This is a genomic window from Saccharopolyspora sp. NPDC045941 (assembly GCF_056431445.1).
On record NZ_JBWKKU010000024.1, the window covers coordinates 1 to 12,413 of the forward strand.

A 12,413-nucleotide genomic window follows, 5' to 3' on the forward strand; every position below is an offset into this window, starting at 1 on the left:
TGGACGCAGAACTCGGCCCGCTGACCCGGCAGGCCGCCCCCGTACTCCTGGAGCTGTTCGGCGTCGGCCCCGAGACCGCCGGCCAGCTACTGGCACCGGCCGGGGACAACCCCGAGCGGATGCGCTCCGAGGCCGCATTCGCGCACCTGACAGGGGTCGCACCGATCCCGGCGTCCTCCGGCCGCACCCACCGCCACCGCCTCAACCGCGGCGGCGACCGTGCCGCCAACAACGCCCTGCACACCATCGTGCTGGTCCGCATGCGCCACCACGAACGCACCCGCGCCTACGTGCAACGCCGCACCAAGCAAGGACTATCCAAGAAAGAGATCATGCGCTGTCTCAAGCGATTCGTCGCCCGCGAGGTCTACCGCGCCCTGACCACCACACCAACCGAACGAACCAGTCAAAACGACCTTGCTCCTGCCGCTTGACATCTATAGGAGCATCCCGTTGCTTACCGAGAGGTACGCCGGGAGCCGATCCGCCGGAGGATGAGCACCGGTTCAGGTGAACGCCGAAGGGAGCCCGGTCATGGGCGGGGTCATGAAAGCCGTGCAGTACCAGCAGGTCGGGGCGGCACCGGTGGTCGTCGAGGTCCCGAAACCCGAGCCGGGCCCCGGGCAGGTGCTGCTGAAGGTGACCGCCGCCGGGATGTGCCACTCCGACATCGGGGTGATGAGCTGGCCCGCCGACAAGCTGCCGTTCGAACTGCCGCTCACCCTCGGGCACGAAGGCGTCGGCACCGTCGCCGAGCTCGGGGCGGGCGTGCGGGGCGTCGCCGAGGGCGATTCCGTCGCGGTGTACGGGCCGTGGGGCTGCGGGGTGTGCTGGAAGTGCGCGCAGGGCAAGGAGAACTACTGCACCCGCGCCGCCGAGCTGGGCATCCGCCCGCCCGGCCTCGGCAGTCCCGGCGCGATGGCCGAGTACCTGCTGGTGGACGACGTCCGGCACCTGGTCCCGCTGGACGGGCTGGACCCGGTGCAGGCCGCGCCGCTGACCGACGCCGGGCTCACCCCGTACCACGCGATCAAGCGATCGCTGCCGAAGCTGGTCGGCGGCAGCACCGCGGTGGTCATCGGCGCCGGCGGCCTCGGGCACCTCGCGGTGCAGATCCTGCGCGCCACCACCGGGGCGCGGGTGATCGCGCTGGACGTGGCCGACGACAAGCTGGCGCTGGCCCGCGAGGTCGGCGCGCACGACGTGGCCCGCTCGGACGAGAACGCGGCGCAGCGCGTGCGCGAGCTGACCGGCGGGTTGGGCGCGGACGTGGTGCTGGACTTCGTCGGCATCGCGCCGACGGTGCAGATCGCGGCGCAGTCGGTCGCGGTGGAAGGCGACATCACCATCGTCGGGATCGCCGGAGCGCCGCTGCCGGTCGGTTTCGGCCTGCTACCGCACGAGGTTTCGGTGGCGTCGCCGTACTGGGGCTCCCGCGCGGAGCTGATCGAGGTCTTCGACCTGGCGCGGCAGGGCGCGCTGCGGGCGCACGTGGAGACCTTCGGCCTCGACGAGACGCCGGAGGTCTACGAGCGCTTCCACCACGGCCAGATCAAGGGCCGGGCGGTCATCGTCCCGTAGCCCTGGGACCGTCCGCATCAACCGATCCGATCGTTGGCGAGCGCGAGCGGAAAAGCCGGATGCCCCGAACCGGTTTCGGTTCGGGGCATCCGTGCGCGTTGCTCGTCAGTACGGCCGGTCGGTGACGTTGCCGGTCGCGGCGTCCCAGATGACATAGCCGTGCTGGAAGTCGCTGCGGCGCCCGCCCGGGACCGCGTACTCGTCGCTGGACGGGTAGCCCAGGTACGACCGCTCCCAGCCCAGCTGCGCCCAGCGGTCCTTGATCGCCCCGCGGATCTCGTGCGCACCGGTGCCCGGCGTCCAGTAGACCGAGCCGTTCGAGCGGTCGAAGTGGTTGTAGCGCCCCACCCCGTCGGGCGTGCCCAGCTCATCGGTGCGCGGGTAGCCCAGCGGGCCGTTCTCCCACCCGAGCTGCGCCCACTTCGCCTTGATGAGGCCACGGATCTCGTGCGCCCCGGTCCACGGCGTCCAGTAGATGGAACCGTCGGCACCGGCGAAGTGGTTGTAGCGACCGGAACCGTCCGGTGTGGACAGTTCGTCGGTGCGCGGGTAGCCCAGCGCCCCGGCCTCCGCACCGTGCTCGCGCCACTTGTCCCGGATCATGCCCTCGATCAGCGACGCCTCGGTGGCCGGGGACCAGTACGCGGACTTGGCTCCGCGCGCGAACGTGGTCTGGCGCCCGCCGTCGGCGGCATCCTGCTCCAGCTCGTAGGCGCCGCCCAGCGGGCCCGCGTCGGCGCCGGCGGCCTGCCACTTCTGGTAGATCGCGCCCGCGGTCCAGTCGCCCATCAGCTCGGCCACCCGCTGCCGCAGCGCCGGGAGTTCCTGGTAGGCCACGTCGCCGGGGCACTCGGTGTAGCCGACGTCGCGGTGGCCGTGGATCACCGGCAGGGTCACCGCGGTCCCGAGCGGGTACTTCGCGGACGCCCCCCCGTAACCGGACACCATCGTGACCTCGCCGAGCGGATCGCGGTAGTTGCCGGCGAGCTTCCACGCCAGGACCTGCGCCACGGATTCGAGCTGCGTCGCGCTGGGCGCCACCGAGGTGAACTCACCGAGCATCGACACGCCGACCGTGTCCTTGTTGAAGCCCTGCGCGTGCGCGCCCCACACCGGGAGTTCCAGGCCGCCGTAGCGCCCTTCGAAGACCTGCCCGAACTTGTCGACCAGCACGTTGTAGCCGATGTCGCACCACTGCAGTTCGCTCGCGTGGTAGGCGTAGATGCCGCGCACGATGCGCGCGGAGTCGGCCGCGGTGTAGTCGTTGCTGCCCGCGGTGTGGTGGACGATCGCGGCCTCGACCGTGTCGCCGTACTCGACGCCGACGCCCTGCTGCTGGAAGCACTGGGTGCGCAGCGACTCGTCGGCGCCCCATTCGGCGCGGCTGATCGCGGTGGGCTTCGCGGCGGTGCTCGCGGCCTGCGCGGTCCCGGGGTCGATCAGCAGCACGGACACGGTTTTCGCGTCGACCGGGGCGCCGTCGGATTCGGCGCGCACCCGGATCGCGGTCGAGTCACCGAGCCAGGCCGCTTCGCTCGCCTGGTCCTTGCCCGGTCGGCCGCGGTCCTGCCCGTCCACCGCAGGCAGCCGCAGCCACTCGCCCCAGGTGCCGTCGAGGTGCTGCGCCTGCACCTCGACGAGGTCCGGGTTCTTGCCGTTCCACCGCAGGGCGGCCATCGCGAACGGCTTCGACCGGCGGATTTCCCGTCCTTTGCCGGGGACTTCAGGCGCGGCGTCGGCGAGCGGCACGCGCTCGACGGACACCTTCTTCGACGGCGGCTCGGCCGTTGCGGACGGCGCTGCGACACCCGCGGACAGGACCACGATGAGCGCAGCAAGACATCGACGGATCACGCTACTCCCTTACCGAACGATCACGAACGGTCGCGGGGGAAGCGGCGACCACGGGAGATATTAACCCGATCAGACGAAAAAACTAGTCCACAATGGTCACTGATCGTGCCAACTTCCCGCGGCGAGCGGAGATCACCGCTCGCCGCGCCGGACGGCCGGCACAGCCGTCAGAGGTCGGCCGCGTAGGGGATCTCGTTGGATGCTTCGGAGGTCATCCAGCGGCGGATCGTCCAGGTCGCCCGGACGTCGTCCTCGTTGTAGTCGAGGATCCGGTCGCGCTGGGACAGCACCTGCACGCCGCCGCCGAGGCCCACCGCGTCGCGGTACCAGCGCATCGAGTTCTCGCCGCTGGCCTCCGCGTCCCGCCAGCCGAACCCCGCGCTCGGCGCGATCACCTTCAGGCCCTTGCCGTTCGGGCACAGGAACTGCTCCCGCACCGACGCGAACAGGTCGACCCACTCGGCCGAGCCGATGAACTCGCGCACCTCGGCCACCGAAGGCACGCCCGGTTTGCCGGCGAACCGCTCGGCCGAGGCGAGCATCCAGCGGTTCTCCGCGAGCTCGTTGTAGCAGTAGGCGCGGAAGCTCAGGCCCCGCTCGTACGCGCGGCGGCGCACCGAGCCGAACCACGTCCAGAACTCCGCGAAGGACCGCGCCTCGTCGTCGGACGGCAGCGGCTCCCAGCTGACGAACGCCCGGTAGCCGGGCTCCTCGCCGATGTCCGCACCGGACAGCCAGCAGCCCCACAGGTAGGCCCCGGCGTCGGCGTAGCTCTCCATGTCCACGTCGACTTCCACGTCCGCGCGCGGCACCGACAGGTCGCGGACGCGCCGCACCAGCGGCAGGTTCCGCAGCCACGCCTTGGCGAGCAGGATCGCGTCGGTGTTGCGGACCCCGGTCAGCGGCAGCGATTCCGCCTCCGAAAGCGGCATCGCGGCGAGTTCATCCACTGTGGACACGCCGACCTCGCGCAGCGCAACCGCGTCCTCGCCGCGCACGACCAGGCTGACGTCCCGGCCCTCGCGCAGCTGGGCCTCGCAGGTCGGCCACCACGGGCAGCCCTTGCACTCGTTGATCCGCGAAGGCAGCGCGAGCGGCTCCGCCTCCTCGGCGGCCGCCGAGGCCACCGCCAGGCGATCGGCGAACCGCGCCTCGTACTCGGCGATCGCGGTGCGGCCGCCAGGCCAGTTCGGCACGTCCAGGTAGTGCCAGACCACCACGTCGGCCTCGACGCCGATCACGCCGCCGAGGTTCGGCGCCGCGCTCATCCCGCACGCCTCCAGCAGCCGCAGGGCGTGCGCCAGGCGCAACTGGTCGCGGGGCTGCGCCCGCACCTTGCGGGCCTGGTCGATGTGGGCGGCCGCCGGCACCGGCCGGTCGATCGGCGACACCCGGGCACCGCTGCCCGGATCGGTGATCTTGTGGCGCACCACCAGCACCGGAACGTAACCGTCGCCGCTGCGCACCAGCAGGTCGACCGAGCCGCGGCGGCCGCCGGCGGGGTCGGCGGGCAGCTGGGCGGCGGAGATGTAGGGCGTGCCGGCGCGCATCGCGGCGAGCGTCAGCTCCTCGCGACCGGCCGCGGCCCCGCGCGGGATCTCCACCCAGTCCTCGCCGAACGCGTTGCCCAGCAGTTTCGCGACGTACCGGCGGTGTTCCTGGGCATCGGCGATGCGCTGCTCGATGCCCAGATCCATCTGCGCGGGCGGTTCGTCCTGCGCCGGATCGTTCTCGAGGTGCACGCGTCGACGGCACCGTGTTACGACGCCCGCGTCGAGCAGCACCTTCTCCTTCACGTGTGAAGCGTATGCCGTCGCTCCGACAGCCGCGCCCATCACCCCGGTGACACGCCTCCGAGGCGACTACCCACCGTGCCCGAACGGGCGCAGCTCGATGTCGTGCCGCCCGAGGTCCGGTCTTAAGGTGATCGCAACGCCAACGCAGGACGGGGAGGTGTCGGCCGCGGTGAGGAAGCGCACGACCGGACGCGGGGTCCGGAAGACGGGCACGAAAGGCTCCCGCAAGGCCGTCAAGGCGGCGAAGAAGGCGGACAAGAAGGTCGCCAAGGCGATCGAGAAGGGCGAGCACGGGCGCATCACCCCGGGCAACGTCAAGAAGATCATCGGGGTGGCCAAGGTGGTCGGCCCGGTGATCGCGCCGTTCGCGATCCACGCGGTGTCGGTGGCGCGCGAGCGCTACGAGCGGATGCGTGCGCATCGGCTCGGCGTGCCGGTGGACCAGCTGGGCAGCTTCACCGGCCGGGGCGCGGCGCTGCACGCGCGGATCGCCGGCGACGGCGAAGCGCTGCGCGAGCTCCGCGAGCAGTCGGCGAGCGGCGAGGAGGCGGCCGTCGCAGAGCAGTACGCGGAGCGGACGGCGACGCGGCTGGCGCAGCTGACGAGCGCCGTGCGGGCCGCGGAGCGGATGCCCGCGCAGCGGCGGAAGTCCGCGCACCGCGCGGTCGGCGCCGAGCTCGGGCAGATCGAGGACGACCTGCTCAGCCGCTTCGGCGTCGCCAGGCCCCGGCGCTGAACCCCCTGCCGCATCGCGCAAGCCTGTTCCGGCTCCCGGCTCCCGGCACGCGCCGGGGCCTGGGCGTGAATCCGGGTGACCCTCGCTCGGGTCACCTTCCGCAATTTCAATGGAAATCGAACCTCTGATTTCCATTGAAATTGCGGACCCGATCGGCCCGGACTCGATCGGCCCGGAGTCGTTCGGTCGTGGGTGCCCCTTCGGTCAGCGGCCTGCGGCTTCTCCGTCGGGGAGCCTCACCAGGCCCTGCTGGACCATCCACTCCCTCGCCACGTCCGCCGGGTCCCGGCCGTTGACGTCCACCTGTGCGTTCATCTTCAGCAGTTCCGCGTTCGTCAGCTTCCCCGACACCTGCTCGAAGACCGACGTGATCTGCGGGTAGCGCTTGAGGAGCTCGTCCCGGGTCGTGATGCCGAGGTTGTACCTCGGGAAGAACTGGCGGTCGTCCGCCAGGACCTTCAGGTTCAGCGCCCGGATCCGCCCGTCGGTGGTGAACACCTCGCCGAAGGTGCAGGTCCCGTTCTGGGTGGCCTGGTAAATGCTGCCCTCGGTCAGCACCTTCACCTTCGACCGGTCCGCGGTGAAGCCGTACGCCTCCTCCACCCCGGGCATGCCGTCGTTGCGGCTGGCGAACTCGGTGTCCACGCAGAACGAGGCCTCGTCCGGCTTCTCCGCGATGATCTTCGGCAGCTCGGAGAGCTTCTCCACGCCCAGCCGCCGCGCCGCGTCCTGGTTGACCGCGAACGCGTACGTGTTGTCCACGTTGTAGGTGATCGCCGTCCAGGCGATGCCGTTGCGCTCCAGGTCCAGCTTCTTGACGGCCTCGTACTGGGCGCGGGCGTCCGGGATCGGGTCGGTGTTGCCGTTGTAGCTGATCCAGGACGACCCCGTGTAGTCCCACAGGATGTCGATCTGGCTGCTCTCCAGCGCCTTCCGGGCGCTGGCCGAGCCGACGATGCTGGTCAGGTCGCGGACGTCGGCGCCTGCCGCGGACAGCGCGAACTCGGCGATGTAGCCGAGCACCAGCTGCTCCGTGAAGTCCTTGGACCCGACGGTGATCGTGACGCCCTGCAGCTCCGGCACCGGCCGGATGGTTCCCGGCGCCACCGCGAGCGGCACCGAGCCGCCGGAGCTGAGCCCGCAGCCGGTCAGCAGCACGCCGGTCGCCGCCACCGAGGCCAGCTTGAACGCGCCGCGGCGCGACATCTTCCGGTTCATCGCAACCCCCTCGGCGACAGGTACGTCTCGGCCAGCGCGCCCAGCCAGTCGACCAGCAGCGCCAGTGACATCGCCAGCACCGCGCCGACGACCATGACGGTCCAGTCGTTCAGCTTGTACCCGGTGTTGATCATCTCGCCGAGCCCGCCGGCGCCGACGAACAGCGCCAGCGTCGCGGTGCCGACGGCCAGCACCAGCGCGGTGCGCAGGCCCGCCAGGATGTAGGGCACCGCCAGCGGCAGCTCGATGCGCGCCAGCACGCCCGTCGCCGACATGCCGATGCCGCGGCCCGCGTCGATCAGCGAGGGATCGACCTGCTGCAGGCCGACGATGGTGTTGCGCAGCACTGGGAGCAGCGCGTAGAAGGCGATCGGCAGCACCGCGATCCAGAACCCGGTCGTGCCGCCGGTGATCAGGAAGAACAGCACCAGCAGACCCACCGAGGGCGCGGCCTGGCCGATGTTGGCCAGGCCGATGACCAGCGGCACCGCCCGCCGCGCCCAGCTGCGGCTGAGCACCACGCCCAGCGGCACCGCCACCACGACGACGATCCCGGCGACCGCGAGGCTGAGCAGGAAGTGGGTCCAGGTCAGGCTGAGGATCGTGGTCGAGTTGATGCTGCGCGCGGTCACCTCGTCGTTGTCCTGGCTGAACGCCCAGCCCAGCACCCCGGCGACCAGCGCCACGACCGCGATCGGCTGCGCCAGCAGTCGCAGCCGCTCCGCGCTGCGGGACCCGGAGTCCGAAGCGAACTGGCTGCTCATGACTGGTCCTCGGTCGGTTCGTCGTCGGCGTGCTCCTCGCGCAGCGCCTTGATCGTGTTCATCACCGTGTCGATGTCGACCACGCCGACGTACTCGCCGCGGGAGCCGGTGACCACCGCGACGCCGTCGTCGTCGGTGAGGATCGCTTCCAGCGCGTCCTGCAGCGTCGACGCCAGCGCCACGCTGTCCTCCACCGGCCGCCCGGCGCGGCCCAACGTGGACACGGCGCCGGCCTCGCGGGCGGTCGCCCAGCGCAGCGGGCGGTTGCGCTTGTCCAGCACCAGGCCGATCGCGCCGCGGCGGGTGCCCAGGCGCTCCTTCAGCACCGCGGGCGACTCGTCGATGGTCGCCGTCGGCACCTGGCCCACCTCGATCTCGCGGACCCGCCGCAGGGTGAGCTGCTTGAGCGCGGCACCGGCGCCGACGAAGCCGGCCACGGTGTCGTCCGCCGGGTTGGCCAGGATGGCCTCCGGCGTGTCGTACTGCAGGATCTTGGAGCGATCGCCCAGCACCGCGATCCGGTCGCCGAGCTTGACCGCCTCGTCGAAGTCGTGCGTCACGAACACGATCGTCTTGCCCAGCTCCGCCTGCAGGCGCATCAGCTCGTCCTGCAGGACCCCGCGGGTGATCGGGTCCACGGCTCCGAAGGGCTCGTCCATCAGCAGCACCGGCGGGTTGGCCGCCAGCGCCCGCGCCACGCCGACGCGCTGCTGCTGACCGCCGGAGAGCTGCCGCGGGTAGCGGCCGCGGAACTCGCCCGGGTCGAGGTTGACCAGGTCGAGCATCTCGTCGACCCGCTCGCGGATGCGCTTCTTGTCCCAGCCGACCAGGCCGGGGACCACGCCGACGTTCTCGCCGACGGTCAGGTGCGGGAACAGGCCGGCCTGCTGGATCGAGTAGCCGATCTCGCGGCGCAGCTTGTCCGGATCGAGGCCGAGGACGTCCTGCCCACCGATGGTGATCTTGCCGGCCGTCGGCTCGATCAGCCGGTTGATCATCCGCATGGTGGTGGTCTTGCCGCTGCCGGACGGTCCGACCAGCACCACGGTCTCGCCGGCCGGGATGGTCATGGTCACCGACTCCACCGCGGACAGCTTCTGCCCCGGGTAGCGCTTGGAGACCTCTTCCAGGCGGATCTCGACGCCGTGCCCGCCGGCGGGGGTGTTCTTGTCGTCAGCCACGAATACCTCTCGATGTCGTCAACCGCCCGAACAGCACGAAGAGGGCGTCCAGCAGCAGCGCCAGGATGATCACGCCGACGGTGCCGGCGATGGCCATGTTCAGCGCGTTCGCGCCGCCCAGCTGGCTCAGGCCGCTGAAGATCAGGTTGCCCAGGCCGGGGCCCTTGGCGTAGGCCGCGATGGCGGCGATGCCCATGAGCATCTGGGTGCTCACCCGCATGCCCGCGAGGATCGCGGGCCAGGCCAGCCGCAGCTCGACACGGGTCAGCACGCCGAACCGGCTCATGCCGATGCCGCGGGCCGCGTCCAAGATCGGCTGGTCGACTGTAGACAACCCGACGATGGTGTTGCGGATGATCGGCAGCAGCGCGTACAGCACCAGCGTCACCACCGACGGCGCCACGCCCAGCCCCAGCACGGGGATGAGCAGGCCGAACAGGGCGAACGACGGGATGGTCAGGATCGCGCTCGAGAGAGCGGTGGCGATCGCCGCCCCGGCGGGGCTGCGGTAGACCGCAACCCCGACCAGGACGCCGACGATCGTCGCCAGCACGATGCACTGCACCACCATGCTGGCGTGCTGGTAGGAATCCACCAGCAGCGATTGCCACCTGGATGCGACGTAGTCCAGGAAGTCCACGCTTCTTACTCTTTTCCGCCGGCAGGCGCCGTCGCGGTGGCCTCGCTCTCGTCGGCCTCGGCCGGCGTGGTCACCAGCTGGAACTCGCCGTCGTGCTCCTCGGTGCCTGCGATGACCGCCTGCTCCAGCACCTCGGCGCCCTTGGCGTCGCGCAGCGTCATGTCGTCGCCGCGCAGGTCCTTGAGCAGGGCCACGCACATGAACACCATGACGATGGCGAAGGGCAGTGCCCCGATGAAGGTCAGGTTCTGGATGCCGTCCAGCGCCTTCTCCTCATCACCGCCTGCGCTGCCGATGACCAGCATGATCGCGGCCACGGCACCGGTCGCGGCACCCCAGAAGACCACCACCCACTTGCTCGGCTCGATGGCGCCCCGCTGGGACAGCGTGCCCATCACGATCGACGCGGCGTCGGCACCGGAGACGAAGAAGATCGCCACCAGGACCATCACCAGCACCGAGGTGACCGTCGCCCACGGCATGGTCCCCAGCACGTCGAAGGTCTGCGCCTCCGCGGAGCCCTCGCCGTAGACGTTGGCACCCGCCTTCTGGGCGTCGATCGCGGCGCCGCCGAAGATCGCGAACCAGACGAGGCTCACGCCGCTGGGCACCAGCAGCACGCCGGCCACGAACTGCCGGATGGTGCGGCCGCGGCTGATGCGGGCGATGAACATGCCCACGAACGGCGTCCACGAGATCCACCAGGCCCAGTAGAAGATCGTCCAACTGGCCAGCCAGCTCTGCATCTCGTCGCCGCCGGTGGCGCCGGCGCGCGAGGCCATCTCGCCGAACTCGCTGATGTAGGACCCCACCGAGGTGGGCAGCAGGTCGAGGATGAACACCGTCGGGCCGACGACGAACACGAACAGCGCCAGCACGCCGGCCAACACCATGTTGATGTTGGACAGCCACTGGATGCCCTTCTCCACGCCCGATACCGCGGACAGGATGAAGCACACCGTCAGGACGACGATGATCGCCACCAGGACGGTGCTGCCGGCCGAGTCCTTGGCCAGCCAGCCCGCGCTCTCCAGACCGCTGCGGATCTGCAGGGTGCCGATGCCCAGCGAGGCTGCGGAACCGAACAGCGTCGCGAACAGCGCGAGGATGTCGATCACCTTGCCGAGCGGGCCCTCGGAGTTGCGCTTGCCGATCAGCGGCAGGAACACGGCGCTGATCGTCTGGCGGCGCCCGCGGCGGAAGGTGCTGTAGGCGATCGCCAGACCCGCCACGGCGTAGATCGCCCACGGGTGCAGCGTCCAGTGGAACAGCGAGGTGGCCATAGCCGTCTTGATGGCCTCTTCGCTCTCCGCGGGGGACGTCCCCGGCGGCGGGGAGACGAAGTGACCCAGCGGCTCGCTAACGCCGAAGAACATCAAACCGATGCCCATACCGGCGCTGAACATCATGGCGATCCAGGAGATCGTTCGGAACTCCGGCTGCTCTCCGTCCTTGCCGAGCGGGATCCGGCCGAACTTACTGAAGGCCAGGTACAGGGCGAAGATGACGAACGCGGTGGCCGCGAGCACGAAGCCCCAGCCCGTGTTGGTCAGCAGCCAGTTCAGGGCCGCCTTCGACGCGGTGCTCAGCGAGTCGGTGCCCACCGCACCCCAGAGCACCACGGCGAACATGATGGCCGCGGTGACCCCGAACACGACCCAGTCCGTGCGCGGTTTTCCCAGGAACTCGGGGCTTCCTGTCAATCCAGTTGTATGGTGGCCCTCGGTGGGCTCACCACTTTGTTTTGTTTCGGTCGACACAGGTTTCGGCGCCGACTTTCGGCGACGCCCCCTCCTCTCCGTCGTCAGTTACGACGATCTGGAACTAAGTGGCCGGCAAATGTGCAGCTGGTAGCTCCGGACCGTCTGCAACCCGTAAACCGTGACCCAATCGGGTGACCAAGGCAAGCTCACCTGCGGTCAGCGTGGCCGAACCGACACCTAGACTTGCCTGTCGTGACAGCCGGAATCAGACCTACGCAGGGCGCGTTGCGCGTCCTGCGCGGTGCCGGTTTGGCCACCACGTCGGCGTCACTTTCCGTGGCCGCACATGCGGCCGCCGGGGGGTCGCTACCCGATCCGGGTACAACCTTGGTGATCACCGGCCTGTTGGCCGGTGCCGGTGTGGCACTCGCTGATCGCAAGCGCGGGTCGTGGGGCATTCTAGGGGCCTTGAGCGCCAGCCAGCTGGCACTTCACGTATTTCTCCAGCTCGTGGCTTCACACCAGGACGGTCTCGGGTACGCCGGGATGCGGTTCTCGCCGCTGGTCATGACGCTCGGGCACGCCGCCGTGGTGCTGCTGACCGGCCTCTTGATGGCCCGCGCCGAGCGGGCACTCTTCGTAGTCGCGCGTCTCCTCGGATCCATCCTGCCCCGCAGGTCTACCCCACTACCGGCGGTTGCGCAGCCGCGCACGGTGTGCGTCACGGTGGTCACGGTGCGTACTCTGGCGCAGCTGATCTACCAGCGCATTCATGCCCGTCGCGGGCCGCCGGAACCTCCTGCCGCCGGCGGCGATCACGTGGAATTCGCCACCTGATCGTTGCTCTTTCGTCATTTCGTCGCGTATTCGCGCGCGCGAATAGCTCGAAGCGCAGGAGATTCAAGTGAACATGTCGACAAATCGATTCGCGGTTCGATCC

The 12,413-nt window shown here is 70.1% G+C and carries 11 protein-coding genes; 4 read left to right on the forward strand and 7 right to left on the reverse strand.

Annotation, left to right across the window (positions count from 1 at the left end):
- On the forward strand, positions 1 to 434 hold a 434-nt coding region (locus tag AC07FN_RS20495), incomplete at its 5' end, for a transposase (protein WP_478397038.1).
- Between the two features lie 112 nt (positions 435 to 546).
- Entirely contained in the window at positions 547 to 1,581 is a 1,035-nt protein-coding gene (locus tag AC07FN_RS20500; RefSeq protein ID WP_435876075.1) for an NAD(P)-dependent alcohol dehydrogenase, read from the forward strand.
- A gap of 105 nt (positions 1,582 to 1,686) precedes the next feature.
- Here AC07FN_RS20500 and AC07FN_RS20505 read toward each other — a convergent pair whose 3' ends face one another.
- Both AC07FN_RS20505 and AC07FN_RS20510 read right to left on the reverse strand, forming a co-directional pair.
- A complete protein-coding gene (locus AC07FN_RS20505; protein WP_478397039.1) occupies positions 1,687 to 3,435 on the reverse strand; it encodes an N-acetylmuramoyl-L-alanine amidase in 1,749 nt (582 codons plus the stop codon).
- Between the two features lie 167 nt (positions 3,436 to 3,602).
- Positions 3,603 to 5,231: a TM0106 family RecB-like putative nuclease gene (locus AC07FN_RS20510; protein ID WP_478397040.1), complete on the reverse strand. Its 1,629-nt coding sequence runs from the start codon at positions 5,229 to 5,231 to the stop codon at positions 3,603 to 3,605.
- 169 nt (positions 5,232 to 5,400) lie between these two features.
- Between AC07FN_RS20510 and AC07FN_RS20515 the strand changes: the two genes are divergently transcribed.
- Entirely contained in the window at positions 5,401 to 5,967 is a 567-nt protein-coding gene (locus AC07FN_RS20515) for a DUF6474 family protein (RefSeq protein ID WP_478397041.1), read from the forward strand.
- Between the two features lie 204 nt (positions 5,968 to 6,171).
- Here AC07FN_RS20515 and AC07FN_RS20520 read toward each other — a convergent pair whose 3' ends face one another.
- From AC07FN_RS20520 to AC07FN_RS20540, 5 genes are read right to left on the reverse strand one after another with little or no spacing between them, the layout of a single operon-like run.
- On the reverse strand, positions 6,172 to 7,185 hold the full coding sequence (locus AC07FN_RS20520; RefSeq protein WP_478397042.1) for a glycine betaine ABC transporter substrate-binding protein: 1,014 nt from the start codon (positions 7,183 to 7,185) through the stop codon (positions 6,172 to 6,174).
- On the reverse strand, positions 7,182 to 7,949 hold the full coding sequence (locus tag AC07FN_RS20525) for an ABC transporter permease (RefSeq protein WP_478397043.1): 768 nt from the start codon (positions 7,947 to 7,949) through the stop codon (positions 7,182 to 7,184). Before AC07FN_RS20525 ends, AC07FN_RS20520 begins: the two co-directional genes overlap by 4 nt.
- Positions 7,946 to 9,130: an ABC transporter ATP-binding protein gene (locus tag AC07FN_RS20530; RefSeq protein ID WP_478397044.1), complete on the reverse strand. Its 1,185-nt coding sequence runs from the start codon at positions 9,128 to 9,130 to the stop codon at positions 7,946 to 7,948. Before AC07FN_RS20530 ends, AC07FN_RS20525 begins: the two co-directional genes overlap by 4 nt.
- On the reverse strand, positions 9,123 to 9,770 hold the full coding sequence (locus tag AC07FN_RS20535) for an ABC transporter permease (protein WP_478397045.1): 648 nt from the start codon (positions 9,768 to 9,770) through the stop codon (positions 9,123 to 9,125). Before AC07FN_RS20535 ends, AC07FN_RS20530 begins: the two co-directional genes overlap by 8 nt.
- Before the next feature lie 5 nt (positions 9,771 to 9,775).
- Positions 9,776 to 11,473 carry a BCCT family transporter gene (locus AC07FN_RS20540; RefSeq protein WP_478397046.1) on the reverse strand — a complete coding sequence of 566 codons (1,698 nt, stop codon included), beginning with the start codon at positions 11,471 to 11,473 and terminating at the stop codon, positions 9,776 to 9,778.
- Positions 11,474 to 11,863: 390 nt separating this feature from the next.
- Between AC07FN_RS20540 and AC07FN_RS20545 the strand changes: the two genes are divergently transcribed.
- Complete coding sequence (locus tag AC07FN_RS20545; RefSeq protein ID WP_478397047.1) at positions 11,864 to 12,310, forward strand: hypothetical protein; 447 nt, start codon at positions 11,864 to 11,866, stop codon at positions 12,308 to 12,310.
- Positions 12,311 to 12,413: the final 103 nt, after the last annotated feature.

Coding starts and splice junctions, on each gene's coding strand:
- AC07FN_RS20500 (WP_435876075.1), top strand. CDS start 547: ATGAAAGCCGTGCAGTACCAGCAGGTCGGGGCGGCACCGGTGGTCGTC.
- AC07FN_RS20520 (WP_478397042.1), bottom strand. CDS start 7,185: ATGAACCGGAAGATGTCGCGCCGCGGCGCGTTCAAGCTGGCCTCGGTG.
- AC07FN_RS20525 (WP_478397043.1), bottom strand. CDS start 7,949: ATGAGCAGCCAGTTCGCTTCGGACTCCGGGTCCCGCAGCGCGGAGCGG.